Annotated in this window: 26 protein-coding genes, 1 tRNA gene and 2 pseudogenes; 16 read left to right on the top strand and 13 right to left on the bottom strand. The window is 62.4% G+C overall.

Annotation, left to right across the window (positions count from 1 at the left end):
* The first annotated feature begins 19 nt into the window (after window positions 1-19).
* On the top strand, window positions 20-568 hold the full coding sequence (locus LMTR13_RS17490) for a Twin-arginine translocation pathway signal (RefSeq protein ID WP_065732765.1): 549 nt from the start codon (window positions 20-22) through the stop codon (window positions 566-568).
* 38 nt (window positions 569-606) lie between these two features.
* Entirely contained in the window at window positions 607-2175 is a 1569-nt protein-coding gene (locus LMTR13_RS17485) for a GMC family oxidoreductase (RefSeq protein WP_065728926.1), read from the top strand.
* Between the two features lie 24 nt (window positions 2176-2199).
* Here the strand turns inward: LMTR13_RS17485 and LMTR13_RS39365 are convergent, their stop codons facing one another.
* Both LMTR13_RS39365 and LMTR13_RS17475 read right to left on the bottom strand, forming a co-directional pair.
* Window positions 2200-2583 (bottom strand): ribbon-helix-helix domain-containing protein, encoded by a 384-nt coding sequence (locus LMTR13_RS39365; RefSeq protein ID WP_083219079.1) that lies wholly within the window; start codon window positions 2581-2583, stop codon window positions 2200-2202.
* Between the two features lie 989 nt (window positions 2584-3572).
* Window positions 3573-4265, bottom strand: a complete 693-nt coding sequence (locus LMTR13_RS17475; RefSeq protein WP_236843415.1) for a GntR family transcriptional regulator — start codon at window positions 4263-4265, stop codon at window positions 3573-3575.
* A 112-nt stretch (window positions 4266-4377) separates the two neighbouring features.
* Between LMTR13_RS17475 and LMTR13_RS17470 the strand changes: the two genes are divergently transcribed.
* The 8 genes from LMTR13_RS17470 to LMTR13_RS17435 all read left to right on the top strand — a co-directional run bounded on the left by LMTR13_RS17470 (window position 4378) and on the right by LMTR13_RS17435 (window position 11605).
* Window positions 4378-5355 carry a Bug family tripartite tricarboxylate transporter substrate binding protein gene (locus LMTR13_RS17470; protein ID WP_065728925.1) on the top strand — a complete coding sequence of 326 codons (978 nt, stop codon included), beginning with the start codon at window positions 4378-4380 and terminating at the stop codon, window positions 5353-5355.
* Window positions 5356-5409: 54 nt separating this feature from the next.
* Complete coding sequence (locus LMTR13_RS17465; protein ID WP_065728924.1) at window positions 5410-6549, top strand: mandelate racemase/muconate lactonizing enzyme family protein; 1140 nt, start codon at window positions 5410-5412, stop codon at window positions 6547-6549.
* Window positions 6550-6564: 15 nt separating this feature from the next.
* Window positions 6565-7470, top strand: a complete 906-nt coding sequence (locus LMTR13_RS17460) for a fumarylacetoacetate hydrolase family protein (protein ID WP_065728923.1) — start codon at window positions 6565-6567, stop codon at window positions 7468-7470.
* Window positions 7463-8425: a hydroxyacid dehydrogenase gene (locus tag LMTR13_RS17455; RefSeq protein ID WP_065728922.1), complete on the top strand. Its 963-nt coding sequence runs from the start codon at window positions 7463-7465 to the stop codon at window positions 8423-8425. Before LMTR13_RS17460 ends, LMTR13_RS17455 begins: the two co-directional genes overlap by 8 nt.
* A gap of 8 nt (window positions 8426-8433) precedes the next feature.
* A complete protein-coding gene (locus LMTR13_RS17450; RefSeq protein WP_065732763.1) occupies window positions 8434-9573 on the top strand; it encodes a mandelate racemase/muconate lactonizing enzyme family protein in 1140 nt (379 codons plus the stop codon).
* The gene (locus tag LMTR13_RS17445) at window positions 9566-10600 is read left to right on the top strand and encodes a tripartite tricarboxylate transporter substrate binding protein (RefSeq protein WP_083219078.1); all 1035 of its coding nucleotides are present in this window, start codon (window positions 9566-9568) and stop codon (window positions 10598-10600) included. The genes LMTR13_RS17450 and LMTR13_RS17445 overlap by 8 nt, the downstream gene beginning before the upstream one ends.
* Before the next feature lie 542 nt (window positions 10601-11142).
* On the top strand, window positions 11143-11331 hold the full coding sequence (locus tag LMTR13_RS17440; RefSeq protein ID WP_065728921.1) for a hypothetical protein: 189 nt from the start codon (window positions 11143-11145) through the stop codon (window positions 11329-11331).
* A gap of 70 nt (window positions 11332-11401) precedes the next feature.
* Window positions 11402-11605, top strand: a complete 204-nt coding sequence (locus LMTR13_RS17435) for a hypothetical protein (protein WP_156795661.1) — start codon at window positions 11402-11404, stop codon at window positions 11603-11605.
* A gap of 26 nt (window positions 11606-11631) precedes the next feature.
* Here the strand turns inward: LMTR13_RS17435 and LMTR13_RS17430 are convergent.
* Window positions 11632-11716, bottom strand: a tRNA-Leu gene (locus tag LMTR13_RS17430).
* A gap of 97 nt (window positions 11717-11813) precedes the next feature.
* A complete protein-coding gene (locus tag LMTR13_RS17425; protein ID WP_065728919.1) occupies window positions 11814-12056 on the bottom strand; it encodes a FliM/FliN family flagellar motor switch protein in 243 nt (80 codons plus the stop codon).
* A gap of 64 nt (window positions 12057-12120) precedes the next feature.
* Here LMTR13_RS17425 and lipB point away from each other — a divergent pair, with 64 nt between their 5' ends.
* Both lipB and LMTR13_RS17415 read left to right on the top strand, forming a co-directional pair.
* The gene (gene lipB / locus LMTR13_RS17420) at window positions 12121-12849 is read left to right on the top strand and encodes a lipoyl(octanoyl) transferase LipB (RefSeq protein WP_065728918.1); all 729 of its coding nucleotides are present in this window, start codon (window positions 12121-12123) and stop codon (window positions 12847-12849) included.
* Between the two features lie 107 nt (window positions 12850-12956).
* Window positions 12957-13256 carry a hypothetical protein gene (locus LMTR13_RS17415; RefSeq protein WP_065728917.1) on the top strand — a complete coding sequence of 100 codons (300 nt, stop codon included), beginning with the start codon at window positions 12957-12959 and terminating at the stop codon, window positions 13254-13256.
* Window positions 13257-13308: 52 nt separating this feature from the next.
* Here LMTR13_RS17415 and LMTR13_RS17410 read toward each other — a convergent pair.
* Window positions 13309-13736 (bottom strand): annotated as a pseudogene (locus LMTR13_RS17410) (tautomerase family protein).
* A gap of 117 nt (window positions 13737-13853) precedes the next feature.
* On the opposite strand from LMTR13_RS17410, the gene LMTR13_RS17405 reads away from it, so the two are divergent.
* Together LMTR13_RS17405 and LMTR13_RS17400 are read left to right on the top strand one after the other, a co-directional pair.
* Entirely contained in the window at window positions 13854-14708 is an 855-nt protein-coding gene (locus tag LMTR13_RS17405; RefSeq protein ID WP_065728916.1) for a LysR family transcriptional regulator, read from the top strand.
* Between the two features lie 81 nt (window positions 14709-14789).
* On the top strand, window positions 14790-16307 hold the full coding sequence (locus tag LMTR13_RS17400) for an ATP-binding protein (protein WP_065728915.1): 1518 nt from the start codon (window positions 14790-14792) through the stop codon (window positions 16305-16307).
* Between the two features lie 27 nt (window positions 16308-16334).
* Here the strand turns inward: LMTR13_RS17400 and LMTR13_RS17395 are convergent.
* The 3 genes and pseudogenes from LMTR13_RS17395 to LMTR13_RS17385 form a co-directional block, all read right to left on the bottom strand.
* A pseudogene (locus LMTR13_RS17395) lies at window positions 16335-17772 on the bottom strand (TIGR01777 family oxidoreductase).
* Window positions 17769-18434 carry a DUF4166 domain-containing protein gene (locus LMTR13_RS17390; protein ID WP_065728914.1) on the bottom strand — a complete coding sequence of 222 codons (666 nt, stop codon included), beginning with the start codon at window positions 18432-18434 and terminating at the stop codon, window positions 17769-17771. Before LMTR13_RS17390 ends, LMTR13_RS17395 begins: the two are co-directional and overlap by 4 nt.
* A gap of 27 nt (window positions 18435-18461) precedes the next feature.
* A complete protein-coding gene (locus LMTR13_RS17385) occupies window positions 18462-19019 on the bottom strand; it encodes a GbsR/MarR family transcriptional regulator (RefSeq protein WP_065728913.1) in 558 nt (185 codons plus the stop codon).
* 237 nt (window positions 19020-19256) lie between these two features.
* Between LMTR13_RS17385 and LMTR13_RS17380 the strand changes: the two genes are divergently transcribed.
* Window positions 19257-21206 (top strand): diguanylate cyclase domain-containing protein, encoded by a 1950-nt coding sequence (locus LMTR13_RS17380; protein ID WP_065728912.1) that lies wholly within the window; start codon window positions 19257-19259, stop codon window positions 21204-21206.
* A gap of 79 nt (window positions 21207-21285) precedes the next feature.
* Here the strand turns inward: LMTR13_RS17380 and LMTR13_RS17375 are convergent, their stop codons facing one another.
* The 5 genes from LMTR13_RS17375 to LMTR13_RS17355 all read right to left on the bottom strand — a co-directional run bounded on the left by LMTR13_RS17375 (window position 21286) and on the right by LMTR13_RS17355 (window position 25461).
* On the bottom strand, window positions 21286-21657 hold the full coding sequence (locus tag LMTR13_RS17375; protein WP_065728911.1) for a nuclear transport factor 2 family protein: 372 nt from the start codon (window positions 21655-21657) through the stop codon (window positions 21286-21288).
* Window positions 21658-21786: 129 nt separating this feature from the next.
* Window positions 21787-22086 carry an acylphosphatase gene (locus LMTR13_RS17370; RefSeq protein WP_065728910.1) on the bottom strand — a complete coding sequence of 100 codons (300 nt, stop codon included), beginning with the start codon at window positions 22084-22086 and terminating at the stop codon, window positions 21787-21789.
* Window positions 22083-22952, bottom strand: a complete 870-nt coding sequence (locus LMTR13_RS17365; RefSeq protein ID WP_065732761.1) for an isocitrate lyase/PEP mutase family protein — start codon at window positions 22950-22952, stop codon at window positions 22083-22085. The genes LMTR13_RS17370 and LMTR13_RS17365 overlap by 4 nt, the downstream gene beginning before the upstream one ends.
* A gap of 145 nt (window positions 22953-23097) precedes the next feature.
* Entirely contained in the window at window positions 23098-25113 is a 2016-nt protein-coding gene (locus LMTR13_RS17360) for an acetyl-CoA carboxylase biotin carboxylase subunit (protein ID WP_065728909.1), read from the bottom strand.
* Between the two features lie 138 nt (window positions 25114-25251).
* A complete protein-coding gene (locus LMTR13_RS17355) occupies window positions 25252-25461 on the bottom strand; it encodes a hypothetical protein (RefSeq protein ID WP_065728908.1) in 210 nt (69 codons plus the stop codon).
* Window positions 25462-25659: 198 nt separating this feature from the next.
* On the opposite strand from LMTR13_RS17355, the gene LMTR13_RS17350 reads away from it, so the two are divergent.
* A complete protein-coding gene (locus LMTR13_RS17350; protein ID WP_156795660.1) occupies window positions 25660-26430 on the top strand; it encodes a thermonuclease family protein in 771 nt (256 codons plus the stop codon).
* Window positions 26431-26455: the final 25 nt, after the last annotated feature.

The raw sequence follows: 26455 nt of genomic DNA, 5'->3' as shown, positions 1-26455 counted from the left end.
TTCAATGGAGGACACAGCCATGAGAGAAGTCGATCGTCGAAGCAAATATGACCGTCGCGTCTTCCTGAAGGGCGCGGCCACGGCGGTGCCAGCCGTCGCGATCGCTACCAGCGCGGGCCTGAGCGTCAGCGACGCCTGGGCCAACGATGCCACCACGCTGACGCCGGCGACGCTGAAGACGCTGGTGAAGGTCGCGCGCGATATATATCCGCACGACTTCCTGGGCGACAGCTACTACATCACGGCGATCAAACCGTGGGACGGCAAGGCCGCCAAGGATCCCGCGATCAAGTCGCTGATCTCCGATGGCGTCACCCAACTCGATAAGGCGGCCAACGACCGTCACAAAGTTCCCTACGCCCAGGTGCAATGGGAGAGCGAACGCGTCGCGCTGCTGCAGCAGATCGAACAGACCCCGTTCTTCCAGAAGGTTCGCGGTGACCTCGTCGTCTCCCTCTACAACCAGAAAGAGGTCTGGCCGAAGTTCGGTTACGAAGGTTCCTCCGCCGAGCACGGCGGCTACATCAAACGCGGCTTTGCCGACATCGATTGGCTCCCGAAGGCTTAAAGCGCCACCGGCAACGAATAGTAAGGGAGGAAACCCACATGGCAAAATTCGATCTGAATGACAGCGGCGTGGTCGTGATCGTCGGCTCCGGTGCGGGCGGCGGAACGCTCGGCAACGAGCTTGCGCAAAAAGGCGTCAAGGTCGTGGTCCTTGAGGCCGGGTCGCGTATCGAGATGCAGGACTTCGTCAACGACGAATGGGAGAGCTTTACCCAGCTCGCCTGGTCCGACATGCGCACCACATCGGGAAGCTGGCGTGTCGCCAAAGATTTTCCGAACCTACCGGCGTGGATCGTGAAGGCGGTCGGCGGTTCGACAACGCACTGGGCCGGCGCCTCGCTGCGCTTCGACGAGCACGAGTTCAAGGTCAAGAGCACCTACGGCAACATTCCCGGCGCCAACTTGCTGGATTGGCCGATCACGCTCGCCGAAATGGAGCCTTACTACGCCAAGGCCGAGGACAAGATGGGCGTCACCCGCACCAACGGCATTGCGGGGCTACCCGGCAACAACAATTTCAAGGTGCTGGAAGCCGGCGCCAAGAAGCTCGGCTACAAGTCCGTGCACACCGGCAACATGGCGATCAACAGCGAGCCGCGCGATGGACGCGGAGCCTGCCAGCAGATCGGATTCTGCTTCCAGGGCTGCAAGTCGGGTGCGAAATGGTCGACGCTCTATACCGAAATTCCCGCGGGCGAGGCGACCGGCAATCTCGAGGTGCGTCCCAACAGCATGGTGATCAAGATCGAGCACGACGCGTCCGGCAAGGTGACCGGCGTCGTCTATGCCGACCAGAGCGGGGCAATGCAACGCCAGAAGGCGCGTGTCGTGGCGGTCGCGGGTAACTCGATCGAAAGCCCGCGGCTATTGCTCAACAGTGCCTCGAATATGTTCCCGAACGGCCTTGCCAACTCGTCCGGCCAGGTCGGCCGCAACTATATGCGGCACATGACCGGCAGCGTATACGCGGCGTTCGAGAAGTCGGTTCACATGTATCGCGGCACCACCATGGCCGGCATCATCCGCGATGAAGCCAAGAACGACCCCAAACGCGGCTTCGTCGGCGGCTATGAGATGGAGACGCTGTCGATCGGTGTGCCCTTCATGGCGGCATTCCTCAACCCCGGCGCCTGGGGACGCTCCTTCACCAGCGCGATGGAGTCCTATCCGCGCATGGCCGGCATGTGGCTGGTCGGCGAGGACATGCCGCAGGAAACCAACCGCATCACGCTGGATCCGAAGGCCAAGGACAAGTTCGGCATGCCGGTGGCAAGCGTTCATTTCGACGACCACCCCAACGACATCGCGATGCGTGAGCACGCCTACAAGCGGGGCGCCGCGGTCTACGAGGCGGTCGGCGCCACCGTGACCTATCCGACGCCGCCCTATCCAAGCACGCACAATCTCGGTACCAACCGGATGAGCGAGAAGGCGCGGGATGGCGTGGTGAACAAATTCGGCCAGGCCCACGACATAAAGAACCTGTTCGTGTCCGACGGCAGCCAGTTCACCAGCGGCGCCGCCTGCAATCCGACGCTGACGATCGTATCGCTGGCAATCCGGCAGGCGGACTATATAGCCGCCACGATGCAGAAGAAAGAGATCTAGATGCGACTAAGCGCGGAAGCTCTGTCACTTAACGACTGACAGAGCCGCGTCTTCTGCATGCTGCTTGCGCTCCAACGTGGATAGCAGGCGCTCCGGTCGGCTGCTCCGCAAAACTGACATCGGAGTAACGGAATCCATTTTCGCGCCATCATTGCTGGAGCGGTAGATGAGACAGCAGCATCGCAACAGCGAGGTAAAATTGTTGACCTCACCGTGATGTTCGAGAACCTCGCTGTGGAGGGCAGTAAGAAATTTGGCAAGACTCATCCTCTCCTTTGCCGCAATCTCTTCCAGAGTGTCCCAAAATGCGAGTTCGAGACGGATCGATGTACAGTGACCTTCGATCCGCAGCGAACGGGTCTGCGATTCGTAGTTGCGTTGAGGTTGTCGCGCGAACAAGTTGCACATGGCGGATTCCCCTCGGATGCTTGACTTCGCTTAGAATGTCATAATTCGAGGCAGCACGCCACAGCGCACGGCATGCGCCCGGCGGGCCAAAGCAGGCTCCTGTTGACGATCAATCCGGCTTTCTTTGCCTTGGCCCATCGCGATTGAATCAACTCTGTTGGCGGAACGCAACCTGGCTGGGGCGCCGACTGATCGCGTCGCTGGCAGGCGATCGAGTGACATTAGGTACGTATACGTAACTTCCTCAACTACGGCTCATCACGCCTGATCGTAGCCGAGTGAGAGAAATCGTCGCGCGGGAGAGCGAATCGAACCCCCGACCCGAACAATCCAGTTTGGTTCTGCAGCAAGCGCTACCCTGCGGCGACGGGCAGAACAGATTGTCCGCTTTGCACGCCCAAATATCCTTCTACGACGAGCACGTAATCGACCTGTACCATCGGATCTGCGCGCTGTATCGAATGGGGTGAAGATACAGAAACAAAGGAAAAGTCGCACAGCAGCCTGGCCGTACGACGTCCGGCCACAAAAAACGTTGCACGAGAACCGTTTTGTCCTCGGCCACCTTTCGCGTAGTTCAGCGAAGGAGAACGCTTTCGCGATGGTGGGCGCACCAAGACTCGAACCTGGGACCCGCTGATCAAGAGGCGGCCACGGGTTGAGAACAATCAATGACTCGCCAGTCGCATCCCTGGGCTTATCCGGCCGAAAATGGGCATTCGTCGCGCGACCATAGTACTTCTTGCGTCGCCTGTTATCCAAGTGCTCGGACGCGGAGAAGAAGCTGTACAGCAGAATCAAAGTCAGCTTGATTATTCAACGATTTCAAGGCGCACTTGGAAAAAGCGCCAAAAGCACCCTCTAGCAATATCAATGACCTGTTAGTCGCTTCCAAATAGGAAGCAGCCTCGAAGGCTGGGTTCGTTGTTGAAAAACCTGCAACGGGGCTGCACGCGCCGACTTGTAGCCTAAGCCCAGCCACGAGGTGACTAGCCGGAGGGGCGCTTCAATTGCCCCGTCGAATCTGCAAGGCCGGCAAGATAATGCGCGGCCTCGCTAATGTCGGCGATAATCTCACGCTCCGCGCCATCGGCATCACCCACCATGATCGCCTTCAGCGCCGCGGTGTGATGATCCCACCCTTTTAGCAGAACGACATATTCGGGGATCACAAAGGACAGCACCGGGCCGCAGCGCAACCACATGTTCTCAATGGTCTCGACCATCAGCGGGATGCCCGACATCGCGTAAATCCCGAAATGGAATTTCCGGTGATGCTCGAGATAGCTTTCGAGCTTACGCGCCTGAATCAACGACTGCATTGTTGCAAGCCGCTCTTCAAGGCGGCGCAGCGTGGCGTCGTCATGCCGTTGCAACGCGGCTTCCCGCGCCGCGCGTCCTTCGAGCGCGCAGCGTACCACCGTCAGATCTGCAAGCTCCTTGCGTGACAGGTTCGGCACGATCGCCGAATTGCGCGGCCCCTGCTGCAATACGCCCTGCGCGACCAGCCGGGTGACGGCGTCGCGTACCGGCGTAATCGACGTCCCAAAGCTTTCGGCTAGCCAACGCAAGGTCAAGACCTTGCCGGGCTCGAAACGTCCGGCCAGCAGCGCATCGCGCAACTGCGCATGCGCGAGATCCCACAGAGGCTCACGTTCGATTCGTTTCAATGCCGTCGTCATTGGACGCTCGCTATCTCAGCGCGCGACATGGCGCAAATTCCCTCGCAAGGACGGTCTATTGACCCACCCATGTTGTTTGTTATAACAAACAACAAAACGGGAGGAAACAACAATGCTCAAGCCGACCTCGATTATTCTGGCGTGCGCCATCGCCGCCCTACAGCTCAGCGCCAGCCAGGCGCAATCCACCTATCCGGCGCGGGACGTCACTTTCATCGTGCCTTGGAATGCCGGCGGCTCGAACGATGTCGCGATCCGGGCCCTCGATCCGATCCTGCGCGAGCACGGCATCAAACTCGTGATCGAGAACGTAGCCGGCGCCACCGGCACGATCGGCATGCGCCGGGTGGCGACCGCAGCCCCCGATGGCTACACGATCGGCATGGGTACAAGCTCGACGCTGGCGTTGATCGCGCAGGGCAAGACGCCGCTTACCAATGCGCAATTCACCCACATCGCCCGCGTCTCGACCGATCCGCTGATGTTGCTGGTGCCGACCAAGTCCGAGCAGAAATCGCTCGACGATTTCATCAAGCTGATGAAGGACAATCCCGACAAGGTGACGGTCGGCACGCCCGGCAGCTACAACCTCAACCACATTTTCGCGTCGATGACGGCGCGCGCCGCCGGCGTCAACTATGTCAACGTGCCCTACACCGGCGGATCGAAGGTGGTTGCCGACCTGCTCGGCGGACACGTCGCATCAGGCGTGCTCAAGCCGTCGGAAACGCTCGGGCAAATTCAGGAAGGCCTGCTCAAGCCGATCGGCGTCTTCGCCAATGAGCGGCTGGAGATGTTTCCGGATGTACCGACCTTCAAGGATCGGGGATACGACGTCTTTCCCTTCGGCCCTGTGGTCCAGATGGCCTATGTGGTCGCGCCGGCCGGCCTGCCCGCCGATGTCAGGACCAAGCTGATCACCGCCTTCCGCGCCGCGATCCAGGATCCGCGTTTCAAGGAATTTTCCAAGAAGAACGCGTTCCTCGTCGACGACCTCACCGGCGACGGCCTGACCAAGGAAGTCGACAGCGTCGCCGCCGCGCTCGGCACGGTGGCAGCGCAGGTCTTCCCGAAGGACCAGAAAGAATAAGCGGCGACATCGCCGCCCTCCCGTTCCCTGCATTCCAGACAAAAGGCCACGCGCTTGCCCATCAAGAAAATCACCTGTCACGTCGTTGCAGCGCCGGTGCAGCGACCGTTCACCTCCTCGCGCGGCTGGCTCTACAAAACCCGCGGCACCTGCCTGGTCGAGATCGAGACCGACGACGGCATCACTGGCTGGGGCGAATGCTACGGCCCCTCCGCCGTCGCCAAGGCCTTCATCGACACCCAGCTGACGCCGCGCGTGATCGGCCGTGACCCATTCGACGTCGAGGTGATCTGGGAAGACCTCTATAACCGGATCAAGGACTACGGCCCGAAGGGCATGTCGATCGCCGCCATCAGTGGCATCGACATCGCGCTGTGGGACATCGTCGGCAAGGCCTGCAACAAGCCGGTTCACAAACTGATCGGCGGCGCGTTCCGCACCGAAGTCGATGCCTACGCCACCGGACTCTACTTCACCGACATGGACCGGCTGGTCGACGAGGCCGTCGAGGAAGCATCGGGCTATGTCAGGCAAGGCTTCAAGGCGATCAAGATGAAGATCGGCCTCGGCTCGATCAAGCGCGATTTCGATCGCGTCAAGGCTGTGCGCGATGCCATCGGCCCGAACGTTAAGCTGATGGTCGATTCCAACCATTGCTTCACCGTGCCCGCCGCGATCCGGCTTGGCCGCAAGCTGGAAGAACTGGACATCGAGTGGTTCGAGGAGCCGATCTCGCCGGAGGACATCGACGGTTATGTCGCGGTGTCGCGGGCGCTCGACATGGCGGTGGCGGGCGGCGAGAACGAATTCACCCGCTGGGGTTTTCGCGACGCCATCCTGCGCAAGGCGATGGATATCGTACAGCCTGACGTCTGCGCGGCGGGCGGCATCACCGAATGCAAGAAGATCGCGGCGCTGGCGTCGACGCATGGCGTGGAATGCGTGCCGCATGCGTGGGGCTCCGCGGTCGGCCTCGCCGCTACCATCCACTTCCTGGCGTCTATACCGAACCAACCGCCGAGCCTGTTTCCAATGCCGCCGATGCTGGAGTTCGAGCAGGAGGAAAATCCGTTCCGCGATCATCTGGCCACAGAGCCGATCCACCAGGTCAAGGGCACGATTGCGGTCCCGACCGGCGCCGGCCTCGGCATCGAGATCGATCGCCGCGTGATCGACCGCTATCGCGTCGCCTGAACCGGTAGCCCCATCATGAAATTTGTCAGCTTCAGCGAGCAGGGTTTTGTCCGCGCCGGTGTGCTGCTCGGGGACGGCGCCGGCAAGAACGACCGGATCGTCGATCTCGCCCATCCGTCGATGCGCAAGGCGCTGCGCGGCGCCGCGCCGAAAATGCTGGCCTTGATCGAGAGTGGTCTTCCCGGCGTCGTCGAAAGCATCGGCACGCATGGCCTGACGGAGGACGCAAAGCTTCCGATCACCTCCGTCACACTCACGGCGCCCCTGCCCGAGCCGCGACGTATCTTCGGCATTGCGCATAACTACCGCGACGCGCTGGCCGAACGCGGCATGGCGCCACCGGAAAAACCCGTGCTGTTCATGAAAGCGCTGCGAACGATTACCGGGAACGGACAGGCGATCGTCCTGCCGGCGGGAATCGGCGGCGTCACCTATGAGGCCGAACTTGCCGCCGTGATCGGGACTCGCGCCGAGAAGGTCAGCAAGGACCGGGCGCTCGATCACGTCGTCGCCTATGGCTGCTTCAACGACATCAGCGCCAGCGAGATCATCAAGGCAGACGGCCATTTCAATCGCGGCAAGAATTTTGCGACATTTGGGCCGTTCGGGCCGTATCTCGCATCGCGCGACGAAGTGAAGGCCCCTCACGCGCTCGCGGTGTCGCTGAAAGTCGACGGCCGTGTGCTGCAGTCCGGGTCGACGCGGGACATGCTGTTCGACGTTGCCGATCTCGTCTCCTACTTGTCCGGGCTGCAGGTCCTTGAGCCTGGCGACGTCATCGCAACAGGCACACCGGCCGGCGTCGCCGCCCTGCACAAGCCGCCGGCCTGGCTCAAGCCGGGCTCGACCGTCGAAGTCGAGGTCGAAGGCCTTGGCCGATTGCAAAATTCTGTCATCGAGGGACCCGCGCCAGATGCCTGACCAACCGATCGTCCTGCTGACCAATGCGATGCATCCCGACGGCGAAGCGATCCTCGCGCCGCATGTCAGGCTGATCGTTCCGCCCGATGCTCGACCGGAAACCCTGCGCGAATGGGCCAAGGACGCCAATGGCATCATCGTGCGCGCCAAACTGCCGGACGACATCGTCGATCATGCGCCGCGCCTGAAGGGCATCGTCCGCCACGGCGTCGGCCTCGACTTCATCCCGGTCGATGCCGCCACAGCGCGCGGCATTGCGGTGGCCAATCTGCCCGGAAGCAATACCAGCGCGGTGGCCGAATATGTGATGTCGGCGCTGATGCATCTGCGCCGGCCGCTCTACCGTCTGGACAAAAGCTTGCGCAGCGACGGCTGGAACGCCGCGCGCCCGGCGGCCGATAGCCTGATCGAGTTGAGCGGATCGGCGCTCGGCATCCTCGGGGTCGGTACGATCGGCCGCCGCATTGCTAATATCGCCCGCGACGGCTTCGGGATGACGGTGCTCGGCACCTCCCGCCGCAAGGGGGCGCTGCCGGCGGGCATCAAGGAAGTCTCGCTCGAGGACCTGTTCACACGCAGCGATGCAATTGCGGTGTGCTGCGGGCTGACCGACGAAACCCGCGGGATGGTCAGCCGCGACCTGATCGGCCGGATGCGGCCCACCGCCGTGCTGGTGAATGTCTCGCGCGGAGCAGTGATCGAGACACCAGCCCTCATCGACGCCTTGCGATCACAGAAGATCGGCGGCGCTGCTCTCGACGTCTTCGACGTGCAACCATTGCCGTCGAACGATTCCCTGTTCGATTGTCCGAACCTGCTGCTGACGCCGCACACCGCAGGGATCACCGCCACCAGCGGCCGCGCGATGGCGGTCGGCTCGGCCGAGGAAATGCTTCGTATCCTGCGCGGCGAACAGCCGCTCAATCTCGTCAATCCCGCCTACAAGGCGGCATGAGGTCCAACATGCGCATTACATCGATCAAGGCCGTCCCGATCTCCTACCGCGTACCGGAAGGCCAGAACGTCAGGCTGGGTATTGGCCGCGCCGTTAAGCGCGACGCGGTGCTGGTGAAGGTCACCACCGACGAAGGCCTGACTGGATGGGGCGAAGCCCATCACGGCCGCTGCCCGGGCGCGATCGCCAAACTGATCGATACCACGATCTCCGAACTCATCGTCGGCATGGATGCGATGAACGTCGTCGGCGTCTGGCAGCGCGTCTACCAGATGCAACTGGCGAGCCACGGCATGGGTTATGCCGCCGCGATGGCCTTGAGCGGACTCGATCTCGCATTGTGGGATATCAGGGCCAAGGCGGCCGGCTGGCCGCTCTACAAATTGCTCGGCGGCGCTTCAAAACCGATCAAGGCCTATGCGGGGGGCATTTCGCTCGGCTGGCAAGCGCCGCAATCGCTCGCGCAGGAAGCCCTCGGCTACGTCGGGCAGGGATACCGGGCGATCAAGCTTCGCGTCGGCGATAATCCGCGCGACGACGTCGCCCGCGCCACCGCCGTCCGCGAAGCGGTCGGAGATGAAATTGAGATCCTGGTGGACGCCAACACGGGCTACACGGTCGATGACGTGCGCCGCGTGATGCCGGCCTATGAGGAGCTGCAGATCGGATGGCTCGAAGAACCATTTCCGGCGCAGGACTACCGCTCGTACCAGACCGCGGCCTCGCTCGGCACCACGCCGCTGGCGGCGGGCGAAAACCACTACACCCGCTTCGAGTTCACGCGCCTAATCGAAGACCGCGCCGTGAGCTTCGTGCAGCCAGACCTGTCCAAGACCGGCGGCGTCACCGAGGCGGTCCGCATCGCCGGCATGGCCTATGCGTGGAAGCTGTCCTTCAATCCGCACACCTCGGCAACCGGCATCAACATGGCCGCGAGCATCAACGTGCTAGCGGCCGTCGACCTCCCCGGATATTTCGAGGGCGATGTAGCCAAGCACAACCCGTTCCGCGACGAGGTTGGCGGCGTCCCCTACACGCTGGATGCAGACGGATGCGTCAAGCCATCGGAAACTCCGGGGCTTGGCGTCGAGATCAATGAAGCCTTCATCAACGCCCATCCACTGATCGAGGGACCTTGCTATGTCTGAAACGCAGCGGGCTGAAGTTATATCGATCGCACGCCGTCTTTTTCACTTCGCCTGCCGCGCTCTCCTCGTTCTCCTCATCGGCGCCACCGCCGCATCGGCGCAGACCGCCTCAACACCAGCCGGCGCGGACAGTTATCCGAACCGTACCATCCGCTACATCGTTCCCTACCCACCCGGCGGATTCAACGACACGCTGGCACGGATCGTATCGCAAAAACTCGCGGAGGCCTGGGGCGTTCCGGTCGTGGTCGAGAACCGGGCGGGCGGCGGCACGCTGATCGGTACCGAAGCGGTCGCCAAGGCTCCGCCCGACGGCTACACCCTGCTGGGCGTCGCGTTTCCATTCGGCGCCAATCCCAGCATCTACAAGAATCTGCCCTACGATACGGTAAAGGATTTCACGCCGCTGATCTTCGCGGGCCAGACGCAGAATCTCCTCGTCATACGGCCCTCCCTGCCGATCAATTCCCTCAAGGCGTTGATCGACTACGCCAGGAAGAATCCCGGCAAAGTCAGCTACGGCTCCACCGGCATCGGCTCGTCCAATCATCTGTCGATGGAATTGTTCAAAAGCATGACCGGGATCGACATCGTGCACGTGCCCTATAAAGGCAGTGCGCCGATGGTGAACGACCTGCTCGGCGGGCACATCGATATCGCCTTCGACAACACGCCGAACGTACTGCCCCAAGTCAATGGCGACAAACTGCACGCGCTCGGCGTGAGCAGCAAGACGCGCTCGGCCCTTGCCGCAAACGTACCGACGGTGTCGGAGGCCGGCGCTCCTGGATACGAGGTCACCGTGTGGTTCGGCATCGTCGGGCCCGCAGGCATCCGACCCGAGATCGTGCAAAAGCTGAGTGCCGAGATAAATACAATCTTCAAAATGGACGATGTGAAGCGCCGCTTCGTGGACCAGGGCGTCGATCCCGTGGGCGGAACGCCCTCACAATTCGCGGATCATATTCGAGCCGAGATCGAGAAATGGGCCAAGGTTGCCAAGGACGCCAACATTCAGCCTGAATGAGTGTGCGACGTTCTGTGGCTGCATGCGGTCCCGCAGTCGCACGACACCTCGTTCCTACCTGGCTCAGCCACTTCCCTCCGAAGGCAAAGTCACACGTTTGAATCGTGTCTGGTGCGCCGCGAGAATCGCCAGGCGTCCGTGATCTTTCCGTCGGCGGCATAGCGGCGAAGACCGAGCGCTCGATATGAAGTCCCAGCATCGATCGTAGTGAATTACCAAAGCCAAAGGCCACTGCACGGGCCAGTGCGTTCTGTGTCATCGGACATTTCATGTAGGGGCATGTACGAGGTCGGCGCCGCCCCCGACGCCTCAAGGCCGCAGCATTGGAAGCGCTCAAGAAGCCCTAGAGAAACTGCGCAACTGTCCCAGCTAAGCCGATCAAGAGAAAATGATCGCTATCTTCTTCTTCGACTTCGCTAGCTCACGATGATTTTTGGCTCTTTCGACTATCTCACAATACTCCAAGTTTTATCTGCCTTCACTAGAGTGACTCCTGAACGTCGTTCCAGATCGCCACCGAGAAGAGTCAAGGCCGCACCACCGTGACGGTACCGATCCATCCCGACTTCGCCGGGAGCCTGCGGACGGCTCGCGCGGCCGGGATCATCGGCGAGGAGGTGTTCGTCGGCAAGCGGGTCGGTGACAGCAACGGCCGCATCGAGCCGATGACCAAGAAGTCATGGACCAACAAGTTCAAGAAGTACGCCGTGATGGCAGGCCAACGAACCTAAGAAGAGCTGCCATGGCGTGCGAAAGACGAGAGCCGAGGCTGCCGCGTATGCCGACTGCACGGAGGCACAGATGATGGCAATGTTCGGCTGGACCGACCCGAAGATGCCCGCCCACTACATTGCCAAGGCCAGGCGCGACCAACTGGGCGCCAGCGGCATGGAGAAGCTGGTGTCATTCGACCATAGCCAAAACGAGAACATCGGGGATTTCACGCTGTTGCGAGCCGTGAACGCAGCAGTAGCGCCGATCAGTAACTTCCGGAAAAAACCTTAAGGATTTCAACGCCAAACGTGGGTGAATGGTGCGCTCGGAGGGACTCGAACCCCCACGATGTTACTCACTGCCACCTCAAGGCAGCGCGTCTACCAATTCCGCCACGAGCGCTTGGGATACCGGCTGGAAGGATTGCAGCCCGCCGGATCAACGGCTGCGATGTAACAAATCAGGGATGGAGGGACAAGGAGGTTTTGCGCTCCGATAACTACCTGACATCAGGGGATTTCGGCAGCATTTGCTTGACTTCGACCGCGATGCGGTTGCGATCGACCAGCACCACGCCGGAGGCAATGGGCAAGGTATTGGCGAGGATCTTGACCTCGTCCGCCTCGGTGGCGTCCAGTTCGATGATGGCGCCGCGGGAAAGCCGCATCACCTGGTGAATGGGCATGGTCGTGGTGCCGAGCACCACCATGAGATCGACGCTGACTTTATCGAGGGTGGCCACTTCTGAACCGCCAAAGGGGGACTAAATGGGTGTGGTTCCCACCTGACCACGTTATGGTTAGCCAATGGTTAATAGCCGCCAAAGCCTTGATTTGACGACATTCGCGCATGCCCAGGGCGGCGGCGAGGTCGAATGGCGGATTTCGGCGGAACCGGTACCCTATCCCGAGGCCGTGGCCGCCATGGAGGAACGCGCAGCCGAGATCGCCGAGCGGAAGGCGACCGAGCTGGTCTGGCTCCTGGAGCACCCCCCGCTCTACACGTCGGGCACCAGCGGCAAGGAAGGCGACCTGCTCGACCCGCGTTTCCCGCTGTTCACCACCGGCCGCGGCGGACAGATCACCTATCACGGGCCCGGCCAGCGGGTGGCCTATGTGATGCTCGACCTCAAGCGGCGGCGACCGGACGTGCGCGCCTATGTTGCCGGTCTCGAGGAATGGATCATCCGCACGCTCGATGCCTTTAACGTGCGCGGCGAGCGCCGCGAGGATCGTGTCGGCGTCTGGGTCCGGCGGCCGGACAAGGGTGTCGGCCATGAAGACAAGATCGCCGCGATCGGCGTGCGCTTGCGGCGCTGGGTGTCGTTCCACGGCATCGCCATCAATGTCGAGCCGGAGCTTTCGCATTTTTCCGCCATCGTCCCCTGCGGCGTCGTCGACCCGCGCTACGGGGTGACCTCGCTGGTCGACCTCGGCCTGCCCGTGGCGATGGAAGACGTCGACATCGCGCTCCGGCGGGCATTCCAGGAGGTGTTCGGAACGACCATGGCGCGCTTGCCCGCGGCGAGCGCCTGAAACTGTCGAACGGATGCCAGTGGCTATCGCCGCTCTTCCTCGAGGTCTTCCGCCACGACGAATGGGGCCACATATCCAGAGGCAGGCGGTGTTTAGCGGAGGTCGCGATGATGTCGCACAGGCTTCCCTTCGAGAACCGATGGACCAACAGCACGCACGCCTGGGAATGGAATTGCGCACTTGACCGTTTGGGCGTGGCGAACGTGCGCGCCATGTTCGCAGATCACGAACTGCATCATCCGAACAGACGTAGCGTCACGATGGACATCCCCGCCGGGTTCGTCCGCGACTGGCTGGCATTCCAGGATCGCCGCGCGGCGCGGCAGCAACTGCTTTGGCGAGCCACCGTGATTGCGTCCTCGCTTGTCGCAGCGACCGCGGCCGTGCTGGGAGTGCTGATCGTGTGAAGTGGAGAGCCGAGCGGACGGCGCCGCGCGCCGTCCGCTCGTCGGGCGATCTTCACACCGCAGCCTTCCGCGGCGCGACTTCGAGTTGGCCGGCGATGTAGCGGCGCTCCTGGGTGAGGCCGCCGAAGCCATAGGCGTCGCCCTTCACTTCGTCGACATGGGCGTAGCTCTCTTCATGCAGCGGCCCGAGCAGTTCGCCCATGCGCTGGAATAGCGCGGCGAGATAGGCCGCCTTCTCGTCCTTGTGTTGGTGCCTTCGCTGACGTGAACGTCGAGCCAGAAGCTGGCGAAGTTCTGCTCGGCGAGCGATTTACCGCCGGCGAACCAATCGGCAGCCTCGACCGACTTCACGATGACGGCGGTGACCTTCGGATCCTTGCGCAGGATTCGCGCGGTGAGATCGCTGACGGCGGACGCAATCCCGGCCTTCAGCGACGGCGCTTTGCGGGCGCTGGAATAGGTGACGGTGATGAGCGGCATGGTCGTTCTCCTTGAGCGGGCGCGCAGGTATTGCGCTTCCCCCTCAGCTAGACCCGCGGCCGCCATTTTGGTATCTTATCTTTGTTCATAACAATGATAAGTATTGTTGATGATGCTATGAGCACGCTGGATATCGATACGGTGCAGGCGTTTCTTCTGGTCGCCGAACTGCAAAGTTTCACGCGCGCCGCCGAAGCGCTTGGCACGACACAGGCCGCCATCAGCATGAAGCTGCAGCGGCTGGAGAGCGTGGTAGGCCGGCGGCTGGCCGAGCGCTCGCCGCGGGCGGTCGCGCTGACCGCCGAGGGCGCTGCGTTCCTGCCGCACGCCCGCGCGCTGATCGAGGCGCATGACCGTGCGCTGTCGGGCGACGACAAGCCCCCGCGCCCGCTATTGTCGCTTGGGATCTCCGATCATGCCGCAGGACCCGAACTGGTGCCGCTGCTCGAACGGCTGCATGCGGTGTCGCAACTGGCGCTTTCCGTGACCATCGGCTTCTCGCGCCAGATGCTCGACGCCTACGATGCCGGCGAGTTCGATGCCGTGGTGGTCCGGCAGGAAGGCAGCCGACGCGGCGGCGAGAAGCTGACCGAAGATGGCTTCGGCTGGTTTGCCGCCAAAGGTCTGGCCTGGCGCCGCGGCGAGAGGCTGCCGCTGGCGATGCTGGCCCCGCCCTGCGGCGTACGCGCGCTCGCGATCCGTGCCCTCGACAAGGCCGGCATCGCATGGAACGAGAGCTTTGTCGGCGGCGGCGTCACCGCCGTGGCCGCCGCGGCATTGGCTGGCCTCGCGGTAGCGCCGCTGGCCCGGCGGATTGCGCCGGCGGGTCTGGTCGATATCGGGCCGGCCGACGGGCTGCCGCGACTCGCTTCCTCGAAGGTCTTGCTGCACTCGAAGGTCAGCGACCCAACCAAGCTCGCGGCGCTGCGGACATTGGCGGCGACGTTCAGAAGTGTGGCCGCAGCGCGATAACCACCATTTCGTTAAAAAGCCCGACGGCCGTGGAACCAATCGGCAGCACAAGCGTTTGCGCCAGTTAAATGGGCAGGTCGGATGTCGAAAAAAGATCAGCAGCAGCAAAGGGATCTATTCGAAAGCGAACGCAATTTCCGACTCTTGGTTGAAGGCGTTTCCGACTACGCGCTTTACATGCTGGATCCGACCGGGGTGGTGACGAGCTGGAACATCGGCGGCCAGCGGATCAAGGGTTACGCGCCCGCCGAAATCATCGGACAGCATTTTTCCTGCTTTTATACCGAAGTCGATCGCGCGAATGGCAATCCGCTACGCGCATTGCGCATTGCCCGGGAACACGGCCGTTATGAGGAGGAAGGCTGGCGCGTTCGCAAGGACGGCACGTTCTTCTGGGCCAGCGTCGTCATCGACCCGATCTACGAGGATGGCAAGCTCATCGGCTTTGCCAAGATTACCCGGGACGTTACCGAGCGCCGCGAAGCCCAGCTCAAGCTCGAACGGATGCAGCAGCAGCTCGCGGAATCGCAGAAGTTCGATGCACTCGGCCAACTGACGGGCGGCGTGGCCCATGACTTCAACAATCTTCTGATGGTCATCAGCGGCAGTCTTCACACGCTGAAGAAGGCGGTTGGCGACGACCCCAAATGTCAGCGTGCGCTATCGGCGATCGAAGGGGCGACCAAGCGCGGCGCTTCTCTCACCAGCCAGTTATTGACGTTCGCGCGGCGGCAGAGCGTCGATCCGCAGGCGGTCGACGTCGCCGAACGCATCGATGCGACGCGCGAAGTCCTCGATACCGGTGTCGGCAGCGCGGTGACATTGCAGCTCGAGGTCGACGCGGGCGTTTGGCCGGTGATGGTCGACGTCACCGAATTCGAGACGGCGCTGGTCAACCTCGTCATCAACGCGCGCGACGCCATGACGGGCGGCGGCGTCATCACGATATCGGCGCACAACGACACGCCAACCGAGGCCGATACAGAATATGTCGCGATCTCGGTGGAAGATACCGGCACCGGCATCGCGCCTGATGTGCTCGGCAAGATTTTCGATCCCTTCTTCACCACCAAGCCGATCGGCAAGGGCTCGGGTCTTGGACTATCGCAGGTTCACGGCTTCGCCCATCAGGCCGGCGGAACGGTCGAGGTGGCGAGCGAGCTCGGCAAGGGCACGAGGATCACGATCCTGCTGCCTCGAATGGAGGCCGCTAACGCTGCCGGGGAGGTCGACGCCGTCGAAACCAGCGGAAGCGGCACCGTGCTGCTGGTGGAAGACAATCCTGATGTTGCAGCCGTCAGCACCGGCCTGCTCGAACAGCTCGGCTACACCGTCCGCAGGGTGGCAAGCGCCGAAGCCGCGTTGCGCGAAATCGAACTCGACAGAATAGACCTCGTCTTCTCCGACATCGTGATGCCCGGCAAAATGGACGGGCTCGGTCTGGCGCGCCACCTGAAGGCCGTAAGGCCAGGACTGCCGATCCTCCTGACCAGCGGCTATAGCGACGCAGCGCTGAACGTGCGCGGCGACTTTCCGATTCTGCGCAAGCCATACGAAATCCACGAGCTCAGCCGGGCGATCGCGAAACTGCCCCGGTGACCGCTGACTGGCCGGGCACTTAACTCCTCACAAGATCGCCTCGAACGCGCTGCGCAGCGTTTCGTGCCGGAATACAAAACCGTTGCTGAGCGCCTTGTTCGGCAACACGCGCTGGCCACCCAGCAGCAATTCATTGGCGAAATCGCCGCCGATACGGCGCAGCAGCCCGCCGGGGATGCGGAACACTGCAGGCCGGCGCAGGCGGCGGCCGAGCTCTTCAGTGAATTTCAAATTGGTGACCGGGATCGGCGCCGTCGCGTTGACGGGTCCCGAGATTTCCGAACGCGCGATGACGTGGGCGATCAGGCGGATCAGATCGTCGCGCTCGATCCACGACATCCACTGCCGTCCCGTGCCCAGCGGTCCGCCGAGGCCGAATTCGAACGGCATCAGCATTCGCGTGATGAAGCCGCCGTCGGTGCCGATCACGAGGCCGATCCGTAAGTAGACCACCCGCACGCCGTGCTCTTCCGCCGCACGCGCCGCCTTCTCCCACGCGTCGCACAGTTCATGGCTGAAACAGGCGTGGGACTTGGCGGATTCCGTCAGCACCTGGTCCTGCCAGAGCCCGTACCAGCCGATCGCCGAGCCCGAGACCAGCACGGTGGGGTTTACGTTCAAGTCGCGCGATCAGGTGGACGACGTCGCCGGTCATGTTGATGCGGGAATCCAGAATCCTGCGGCGCTTGGCTTCGGTCCATAGCCCGTTGCCGATCGGCTCGCCCGCGAGATTGACGATGGCATCGATACGGGCGTCGGTCGGGAGCTGATCGAGGCTCGTGATCAGCGTGATCGGCGGCGGCAGCATCTCGGCCTTCGCCGGATTACGCACCAGCACGATTACCTGATGCCCTGCCCCCGTCAGGCCTGCGACCAGGCGGCTGCCGATGAAGCCGGTGCCGCCGGTGACCAGCACGGTCTGCCGCGCGGGCAGTTTTTCAACCAGGCTTGCCGCTGGCGCACTCGTCATGCGCGAAAGACGCTTTGAGGCGGTGAAATCGCGCAGGCCGCACAGTGCAGCGCCAACGGCTGCCGCCGCGGCGATCAGACTGAGCCAGCTCGCGTAAGCCGATTGGATTCCGCTCGGCTGCATCGCCCAAGAGATCAGGACCGGCAGCAGCAGCACCAGAATGGCACCGTAATTGATCGCGAGCAGCGTGTGATTGATGCGTTCGCTGGCCGGCAATTTCCGGCTCATGTCCTCCTCGACGAAATCCATCAGCGTGATGACAATCTCGGCGACCAGCACTGCGATGATCAGCATGGCGAAAATGCCGTGCACCTCTAGCCAGCCCAGCACCAGGAACAACAGCGCATACAGCATGTTGCGCAACGCATGAAGCTGCAGCTCATAACGCTGCGACGGTCGCCACGCGAGCCGCTCGGTCAGTTCATGATGGTAGAACGTGTCGAACACGCCCATCACGACCTGAATAGCGATCAGGATCCAGAGCAGCGAAGTCATGATGCGGCCTCCATGAACACGGCGGACTGACGAATGAGCCGGCCAAAGCGCGGATGAACGATCTCGAGCGTGAAGCGGAACATGCCGGCGCCGAGGTCGGAATGGGTCACGGTGAGGTCGCCGGGCGTGAGCCAGGGCGGCAGCGGCAACCGCAACGGCCCGATCTGCAAGGAATAGCCGACGCTGCGAAACACCAGCGCTTCGTGCTCGACGGAAATGCGCAACGCCATGCTGACGCCGTAGCCGACATATTCTTCGAGCCCGGTCGGTCCGGCGAACCGTTTTGCGGAATGGATGACCTGCGGAAAGCCGTTGCTGCGCGCGCAGATGCGGGTCCAGATCTGGCCGCCGCTCGCCGCATCCTCGGTCACCATCACGGCCATGGGCACGCCGGTCGCGGAGCCCGTTGGCAGCGGCCCGCCGATCAGGCGCGCGAGCTGCGCCAGCCACCAGCCGGCGCGGCTAAAACTCGCCTCCTCAACTTCGCCGACATAGACGACGGTCTCGCCATCCGCAAAACGCTTGGAAAAACGCCGCCATATCGCCAGCGGCAGGCGGCCCCACTCCTCGTCGGGCAACAGATCATGGAAGCGGCGGTCGTCGAGCAGGATGGTGTTCGAGGCAGGCGTTGCGGGAAACCTGGGTAATCTGGTGGACGCCATCACACGCTCCTGCGCTGCCCCTATGCCCTATCTGGACTTCCCCGCCGGCAAGAAGCTGACGATCTTCTCGCCAAGCTTGATCAGCGCCACCAGCCTCGGCCGCGGCACATGCAGCATCTGCGTGTACCAGCGGTCGACCAGTTCGGTGAAAGCCAGCATCTCCTTCAGCCGCTTGGCCGCGACCGGGCTGATGGTCGGATCATCGGCCGCGTCGGAAACGCAGGCGCGCAGTGCATCGACGGCAGGATCGATCTCGCGCTCCTTGCGGCCGGCGGCGATCCGCGCCGCCACTTCCCAGATGTCGGTCTCGGCCTCGAAATGATCGCGGCGGTCGCCGAGGATCGGCACCCGGCGGATCAGATTCCAGGCCAGCAATTCCTTGATCGAGTTGGAGACGTTGGACCGCGCCATGCCGAGCGTCTCCGCGATATCCTCCGCCGTCATCGGCGCCTCGGCGAGGTAAAGCAGGCCGTGGATCTGGCTGACGGAGCGATTGACGCCCCACTCATCTCCCATATCGCCCCAGTGCAGGATGAACCGTTCGACGACGGCGGGGAGTTTCTTTTTGTCGGTTCTTTCTGTCATAACAGAAATATCTGACGAGACTGCACCAATGTCAAGCCAGCGTCGTGGTTTGGAGAACTGGTCCGCACGCCGGTCCCTCTGCGCAGCTTCCCAAAGCGTCCGGCCCGGGTTCCCGAAATGGAACTTGGATGTGGGGTGGTTTCCCGGTCGATCCGTTAACCGCTCAGTACCGGTCGCGTCTTAGATTCCCCTCGCACGCTGCCAGCAACGAGGTCTGGCGCGGCATCAAGGCACAGAATGCCCCATCGAAATTCCCCAAAACCCGTTGGGCCGCTGCGGCGGGTGACATCGACGGCCGTGGTCATCGCCTTTGCGCTGGTCATGACCGCCTGCATCCTCGGCGTCATGGCCTGGAAGGCGCTGGACGCCAAAAAGGCGGCGCTGGCGAGCGGCAGCTCCGATATCCAGAACCTCGCCCATTCGCTTTCCGAGCATGCCTCGCACACCATCCAGGCGGTCGACATCGCGATGGCTGGAATGGTGGACTTGCTGAAATACAGGGATCCCGATCCGGGCAGGTTCAACAGATACCTCGCTGAAACGGCGAAAACGCTGCCCCAATTGCGCGGCATCGGCGTCGCGGACGCCAAGGGCAACTGGACCTATTCGTCGTTGCCGGAAACACCGCGCCATACCATCTCGGACCGCAGCTATTTCGCCGACCATCGTGACAAACCGGACAACACGCTTCGGATCAGCGAACTGATGCAATCCCGTGTGGACGAGCGATCCTCCATGATCGTTCTTTCGAAACGCATTACCAAGCTCGACGGCAGCTTCGGCGGGGTCGTCGCCGCGGCGATCGACAAGGATTACTTCAATAACTTTTACCGGACATTCCAGCTCGGCCCCGACGGCGGCATTAGCCTGATACGGAATGATGGTGCGCTCCTGATGCGCTGGCCGCAGTCGGACAAGAGCACGGATCTCTCCAAGACCGACCTGTTCAGGAAGCATCTCAAGCAAAGCTCTGTCGGATACTACAAGATCATCTCGCCGTTCGACGGCCTCGTGAAGCACCTCGGCTATGAGGTGACGCCGCACTACCCGATGGTAGTCACCGTCGCTATGTCGGAAGACTGGCTGCTTTCCGAATGGTGGAAGGGCTTGCGGACCGACGCCATCGTCGCCGGCGTGCTGCTATGCATGATCCTGATGTTGGCGGCGCTGCTTGCCCTGCAGTTCCACTTCCGCAGCAAGACCGAGCGCACGCTGCGCGAACGCGAGGCGCACTATCGGTTGCTGGCTGACAATATCGCCGACATCATCATCATGATCGATGCCCACAGCATGCTCCGTTATGTTTCTCGTTCCGTCGAGCCGGTGCTCGGACTGCAGGCGAAGGACCTGATCGGAAAATCATGCTTCGATCTGGTCCATCCCGAGGATCGGGAAAGCGTAATGCAGGCAACCATGCGGCTTAACGGTGTCGGTGGCGTCAGCACGGTCGTGTTCCGGCACTATCGCGGCGACGGAACCCTGGCGTGGGTCGAGAGCAAATTCAAGCTGGCATCGGATACCAGCGACCCGACGCGGACGGAATTCCTCTGCGTCATCCGCGATGTCACCGAACGCAAAAGAATGGAGGATGAGCTGACCCAGCTCAACCGCCGCCTCACCCAGCTTGCAGCAACCGATGGGCTGACCGGGCTCACCAACCGCCGCACCCTCGACGGCTTCCTGCGGCGCGAGTACGAAGCCTGCGAAGAGATTTCGGTGCTGCTGTTCGATATCGACAATTTCAAGGGCTACAACGATACCTACGGACATCAGGCCGGCGACCGCTGCCTGCAGGCGGTTGCGAAGGCCATCGGCGATGCGACCGCCAACACGTCAGGCCTGTCCGCGCGCTACGGCGGCGAGGAATTCGCCGTCGTATTGCCGAACACTTCGGAAGACGATGCCTTGAAGGTTGCCGAATCCATCCGCCTGACGGTTCGGGCGCTCGGCATTCCGAACACAGCTTCGAGCCGAGGCTACATCACCATCAGCGCAGGCGGTGCCGCAAAAACCCGTTCGACAATAGACGAGGCCGCGCTGGTGGGAGAAGCCGACACTGCCCTCTACGAGGCAAAGCGCCTCGGCCGCAATCGCAGCATCGTGTATTCCTCAATCGACTTGCAATATGTCGACAGCGCCTCCATCCAGCACGATGGCGAATTCGCGTCGGGCGAACGGACGCACTGAGGCGCGTAGCTGTTATGTAGTTGTGCAAGAAGCGGCTCGCTGAACATCAGCTCTGCTAGACCGGAAAAGCCAACACCTGCTACTCCACGATTTTCCAATAGGAGTCCTTGCGGATCACCTTCCCGTTGCGAAACGTGTAGAAGTCGCAACCCCGGACCTCCTTTCTGCTGCCCTCACGGGTGGTGCCTGTGAGGGTCCATTTTGAGATGCCGGTCTTCGCAGTCGAATCCACAAAATGCTCGTCGTTGCCATAGTGGACGTCAGGCAGGCCCTCGAAGCGTGTTGCCAGCGCTTCCCGCACGTTCCGTTTGCCCTCGAAACGTGAACCCCAAGGCTTGCTTCCCCTCGGCATCTCCAGGACACAATCGTCAGAAAAGAACGTCATGATGCGATCAAGATCGTGCGCGTTGAAGGCATCGCATAGATCCATCAGCGTCGATCGAATGTCCATCGCCCGTCTCCGCCCAGTCGAATAGTTGATACTTGCTCCACGCATTCGATATCCGAATAGGGCCATTGGCGACTGGGGCGGTCAAGGTCGGAGGTCCGAAAGCGGGCCCGGTTCGAGCATGCATCGACGTTATATCGTCGGCAGAACCGAGAACCGCTCCCCTGCCCGTCGCAGCTTCAGCATCTCGGGGTTGCCGGCGTCGTCCTGTACCGTCTCGACCCGCGCCGATGACGGCCCTCGCCGGCAGGCCGAGATCATCGCGGTCACCGGCTCCGCGGGACCTGCGAACACCGCCTCGACACAGCCGTCCCTGCGGTTGCGCACCCAGCCTTCGAGATCGCGCGCCCGCGCCGTATCGTCGACCCAGGCGCGATAGCCGACGCCCTGCACCCGGCCGCTTATCGTGACATGACGAATTGCATCGCTCATTTATTCTTCAACCCGAGAAATTCGCCGGAGCGTGCCTTTACATCGGCATCGCGCATGGCCCGGCTGGTCAACTCGGCAGACGCAAGGCCGTTCAAATTTTTCGGCGAGGTTCCCTCGCGCAACGCCTTCAGCGTCTGGTAGACGGCCTGCGTCGCGGCGGCGAATGGTGCGTGGCCCTGCAGCGCGATCCGCACGCGTTGACCGGCGAGATAATCCAACGCCGTCATGTCCTCGGGCGCGCCGCCGAGAACGATCGGCAATCTCGTCGCGGCGGAAACCGCTTCCAGCTCGCTCCGGCCCTTGATGCCGGTGAGGAACAGCGCATCGACGCCCGTGGCCTCATAGGCTTTCGCTCGTGCGATCGCATCGTCAAGGCCGGTGACGGACACGGCGCCGGTGCGGCCCATGATGACCAGCGAGGGATCGCTGCGACCATCAAGCGCGGCCTTCATCTTGCCAACGCCCTCCTCCAGCGTGATCATTTGCGTTCCGGTTTGCCCAAACGCCGGCGGCAGCAGCGTGTCCTCGATGGTGAGGCCGGCGGCGCCGGCGGCCTCGAGTTCCTGAACGGTGCGGCGGACGTTGAGCGCGTTGCCATAGCCGTGGTCGGCGTCGACCAGCACCGGCAGTGTCGAGGCGCGCGACATCCGCCGCATCTGCTCGGCGAGCTCGGTCAACGTGATCAGGGCAATATCGGGATCGCCGAGCACGGCCAGCGAGGCCACCGAGCCGCCGAACATGCCGAGTTCGAAGCCGAGGTCTTCCGCAATGCGGATCGAGGTCGCGTCATAGACCGACCCCGGCCGGATGCAGGTGGAGCCGGTGAGGATGGCGCGCAATCTCTGGCGGCGCTGACGGAAAGCCATGGTGCCCTCAGTTCTATCTTCCGTCATTGCGAAGAGCTCGCGACAAAATTGCAAAGCAATTTTGCGCTGAAGCGACGAGGCAATCCATAGTTCCTTTGCCGCACGATGGATTGCTTCGCTACGCTCGCAATGACGGGGGTTGCGCCTACGCAAACTCCAATATCAACGCGTCCACCGCCAGTGTCGCGCCGGCCGCGGCGTGGATCTTCTTCACGGTGCCGTCGCGCTCGGCGCGCAGCACGTTCTGCATTTTCATCGCCTCGACCACGGCCAACGTCTCGCCGGACTTGACCTCCTGCCCTTCGGCGACCGCAATCGACACCACGAGCCCGGGCATCGGGCACAACAGCTTCTTGCCGGTATCGGCGGCCGACGTCACCGGCATTAGCCGCGCCGCTGTGGCCTCGCTTTCAGTGAAGACGTTCACTGCAACTTCAAAGCCTTGATGCGCCAGGCGGAAGCCGTTCGGGATCGCGCGCACCTGCATCGCCACGAAGTGGCCGTCGATCGTGCCGTGCCAGACCGGTTCGCCAGGGGTCCAGGTCGAGACCAGATTGTGCGGGTTGCCGGGCAGGCTATCGGCGCCGATGAAGCGCACCGCAATGCCGTCGGCCTCGCGTGCCACGTCGAGCGCGATTTCGTCGCGGTCAAGCCATACCGCACGGCGGCGCTCGCGCTGCACCAGGCGGCCGCTCATCTGGCCCGAAATCTGCCGCTTGCGCTCGCCGAGCACGTGATCGATCGCGGCGCCAACGGCGGCCAGCCGTCGCGCGATCTCTCCTTCCGGCGGGCGCGCGGAAAACCCTTTTGGAAATTCCTCCGATATGAAGCCGGTCGACAGCTTGCCCTCGCGCCAGCGCGGATGGTTCATCAGCGCCGACAGAAACGGAATGTTGTGCCTGATGCCATCGACGTAAAACGCATCGAGCGCAGTGGCCTGTGCCTCGATCGCGGCGGCCCGTGACGGCGCATGCGTCACGAGCTTGGCAATCATCGGATCGTAATGGATCGAGATCTCGCCGCCTTCCTGCACGCCGGTATCGTTGCGGACGGTGACGCCGTCCTGGCTCGCTTCCGCCGGCGGCCGGTATTTCACCAGCCTGCCGATCGACGGCAGGAAGTTGCGGAACGGATCCTCGGCATAGACGCGCGATTCCACCGCCCAGCCGGTCAACGTGACGTCCTTCTGCGCGATGGAAAGCTTCTCGCCGGCGGCGACCCGGATCATCTGCTCGACCAGATCGATGCCCGTGACCAGTTCGGTGACGGGATGCTCGACCTGCAGACGGGTGTTCATCTCCAGGAAGTAGAAGCTCTTGTCCTGGCCGGCGACGAATTCGACGGTGCCGGCCGAATCGTAATTCACCGCCTTGGCCAGAGCGACCGCCTGTTCGCCCATCTTGCGGCGGGTGGTCTCGTCGAGCAGCGGCGATGGTGCCTCCTCGATGACCTTCTGGTTGCGGCGCTGGATCGAACATTCGCGCTCGCCAAGATGGATCACATTGCCATGCTTGTCGCCGAGCACCTGGATTTCGATGTGGCGGGGATCGACGATGAACTTTTCGATGAAGACGCGATCGTCGCCGAACGATGATTTCGCTTCGGCCTTGGCGAGATTGAAGCCTTCGGCGACTTCCTTCTTCGAATGCGCGATCCTCATGCCCTTGCCGCCGCCGCCGGCGGAAGCCTTGATCATCACGGGATAGCCGATCTCGTCGGCGATCTTCACCGCGTGCTTGTCGTCCTCGATCACGCCGAGATGGCCGGGTACGGTGGAGACCTTGGCCTTGGCGGCTGCCTTCTTGGATTCGATCTTGTCGCCCATCGCGGCAATGGCGCCGGGATTGGGACCGATGAAGACGATGCCCGCCTTGGCGAGTTCGCGCGGAAACGCCTCGCGCTCGGACAGGAAGCCATAGCCAGGATGTACGGCTTCCGCGCCGGTCTTGCGGCAGGCATCGATAATCCGGTCGATCAACAGATAGCTCTCGGCCGCTGCCGGCGGGCCGATCAGCACGGCGTCATCGGCCATTTCGACGTGCAGCGCATCGCGGTCGGCCTCGGAATACACCGCGACCGTCTCGATCCCCATACGGCGCGCAGTCTTGATGACCCGGCAGGCGATCTCGCCGCGATTTGCGATCAGAATTCTCTTGAACATGTTCTTCTTGCTTGAGCTTTGGGCGGGATCCTCCCCCGCAATGAGACATGCGGGACGCGGGTAACACACCCGTCGTACAGCAAAAATCGGTGGAGGCAACGGTCTCGTACCGGCTTCGCGGTGCCGCCCGGCGGTAATTCAGCCGGAATAGGAGCTGAACCGGCCTCGCGCATAAGCGTGGGATACCGCTTTCATCAGCTCGCCGACCTCGGATTCCAGATATTCGTTGGCCACGATCAACGCGCGGATCGTCGCCCTCATATCCCCACCACAGGCAGAAATGGCCTGATCTACAGCGGCTTCCAGCTCGTCGTTCTCTTCGGACTTCGGCTGTGAAGAGGACGACATGGCAGCATTCCGTGTTGAGCGACGCCGCCCATGTTCCTCTTTCGTTCTTACGAAGTCAATGGGCCGCTGGTCGGTGGCTCGCAACGGCGCTCACGGTTTTCCCCAGCCTGCTTCGCTCGCGCCCATTAGCGCCGGCATCTTGGTTCAATCACATCACCTTATGCTAGAAGGCAGCGCCGGGTGTGGAATTGATTTGAAATGAAACAGATGCGGTCACGAATTCTTCTGATTGCGGCGTTGCTGTCGATGCTCCTTCCGACCAGCCAGAGTTCGGCCGCTACCGCCATCGTCCGGGATGGCAACACGCTTCAGTTGGGTAACGTCATCTACCGTCTCGACGGGATCGATGTCCCGTCCATCGACCAGCTCTGCATTGACGAGCACGCCGATAGCTGGACCTGCGGTATCGAGGCGCGCGATCAACTGACCAAGCTGATCGGCGGCAAACAAGTCCGCTGCGACGATCTGGGTGCGGACCCGACCTACAAGAAGCGGCGCATCGGCGTATGTAAAATCGAGGGCGAGACAACCAGCCTGAGCCAACTGCTTGTCCAAAAGGGTTTTGCATTGAATATTGAAGCGTCCGCAAGCGGACGCTTCAAGCCGGATGAAGCCCGTGCCCGGGAAGACCGCCATGGGCTGTGGAAGGGCTGCTTCGCCGCGCCGCGCGAGTTCCGCGCGGCCAAAAAGGACGGCCCCTTGCTCGGCGCCGCGTGCCGGGCCGATCGAGATCGCGAAATCCGCGAGGCATTGTTCCCCGAGGATCTCGTGATGCCGGCGAGATGCAACATCAAGGGCAAATACGCGGTGCGCGCGCGCGTCACCGGGAACCTCGGCATCTACCACCTGCAGGCGTGCCGATCCTATCCGGGATTGAAGCCGGACCGCTGGTTCTGTTCCGAGGAAGATGCGCAAGCTGCGGGGTTCCGCAGGGCCTATAACTGCCGGTCAACCACCAAGAGCAAATGAGGCTGGCAAACGCGCCGGCTCTTGT

Origin of the sequence: Bradyrhizobium icense (assembly GCF_001693385.1) — a bacterium.
Taxonomy (GTDB): Bacteria; Pseudomonadota; Alphaproteobacteria; order Rhizobiales; family Xanthobacteraceae; genus Bradyrhizobium; species Bradyrhizobium icense.
This window is presented reverse-complemented; position numbering and strand designations above follow the sequence as displayed.

Excerpts from the sequence above, each read along its gene's own strand:
- LMTR13_RS17355 (WP_065728908.1), bottom strand. The coding sequence starts at position 25,461 with ATGTCGTCCTCTTCACAGCCGAAGTCCGAAGAGAACGACGAGCTGGAA.
- LMTR13_RS17360 (WP_065728909.1), bottom strand. The coding sequence starts at position 25,113 with ATGTTCAAGAGAATTCTGATCGCAAATCGCGGCGAGATCGCCTGCCGG.
- LMTR13_RS17405 (WP_065728916.1), top strand. The coding sequence starts at position 13,854 with ATGAGCACGCTGGATATCGATACGGTGCAGGCGTTTCTTCTGGTCGCC.
- LMTR13_RS17365 (WP_065732761.1), bottom strand. The coding sequence starts at position 22,952 with ATGGCTTTCCGTCAGCGCCGCCAGAGATTGCGCGCCATCCTCACCGGC.
- LMTR13_RS17435 (WP_156795661.1), top strand. The coding sequence starts at position 11,402 with ATGATGGCAATGTTCGGCTGGACCGACCCGAAGATGCCCGCCCACTAC.
- LMTR13_RS17460 (WP_065728923.1), top strand. The coding sequence starts at position 6,565 with ATGAAATTTGTCAGCTTCAGCGAGCAGGGTTTTGTCCGCGCCGGTGTG.
- LMTR13_RS17490 (WP_065732765.1), top strand. The coding sequence starts at position 20 with ATGAGAGAAGTCGATCGTCGAAGCAAATATGACCGTCGCGTCTTCCTG.
- LMTR13_RS17470 (WP_065728925.1), top strand. The coding sequence starts at position 4,378 with ATGCTCAAGCCGACCTCGATTATTCTGGCGTGCGCCATCGCCGCCCTA.
- LMTR13_RS17445 (WP_083219078.1), top strand. The coding sequence starts at position 9,566 with ATGTCTGAAACGCAGCGGGCTGAAGTTATATCGATCGCACGCCGTCTT.
- LMTR13_RS17450 (WP_065732763.1), top strand. The coding sequence starts at position 8,434 with ATGCGCATTACATCGATCAAGGCCGTCCCGATCTCCTACCGCGTACCG.
- LMTR13_RS17455 (WP_065728922.1), top strand. The coding sequence starts at position 7,463 with ATGCCTGACCAACCGATCGTCCTGCTGACCAATGCGATGCATCCCGAC.
- LMTR13_RS17475 (WP_236843415.1), bottom strand. The coding sequence starts at position 4,265 with ATGACGACGGCATTGAAACGAATCGAACGTGAGCCTCTGTGGGATCTC.
- LMTR13_RS17350 (WP_156795660.1), top strand. The coding sequence starts at position 25,660 with ATGAAACAGATGCGGTCACGAATTCTTCTGATTGCGGCGTTGCTGTCG.
- LMTR13_RS17390 (WP_065728914.1), bottom strand. The coding sequence starts at position 18,434 with ATGGCGTCCACCAGATTACCCAGGTTTCCCGCAACGCCTGCCTCGAAC.
- LMTR13_RS17370 (WP_065728910.1), bottom strand. The coding sequence starts at position 22,086 with ATGAGCGATGCAATTCGTCATGTCACGATAAGCGGCCGGGTGCAGGGC.
- LMTR13_RS17380 (WP_065728912.1), top strand. The coding sequence starts at position 19,257 with ATGCCCCATCGAAATTCCCCAAAACCCGTTGGGCCGCTGCGGCGGGTG.
- LMTR13_RS17415 (WP_065728917.1), top strand. The coding sequence starts at position 12,957 with ATGATGTCGCACAGGCTTCCCTTCGAGAACCGATGGACCAACAGCACG.
- LMTR13_RS17400 (WP_065728915.1), top strand. The coding sequence starts at position 14,790 with ATGTCGAAAAAAGATCAGCAGCAGCAAAGGGATCTATTCGAAAGCGAA.
- LMTR13_RS17485 (WP_065728926.1), top strand. The coding sequence starts at position 607 with ATGGCAAAATTCGATCTGAATGACAGCGGCGTGGTCGTGATCGTCGGC.
- LMTR13_RS17385 (WP_065728913.1), bottom strand. The coding sequence starts at position 19,019 with ATGACAGAAAGAACCGACAAAAAGAAACTCCCCGCCGTCGTCGAACGG.
- LMTR13_RS39365 (WP_083219079.1), bottom strand. The coding sequence starts at position 2,583 with ATGTGCAACTTGTTCGCGCGACAACCTCAACGCAACTACGAATCGCAG.
- LMTR13_RS17375 (WP_065728911.1), bottom strand. The coding sequence starts at position 21,657 with ATGGACATTCGATCGACGCTGATGGATCTATGCGATGCCTTCAACGCG.
- lipB (WP_065728918.1), top strand. The coding sequence starts at position 12,121 with ATGGTTAATAGCCGCCAAAGCCTTGATTTGACGACATTCGCGCATGCC.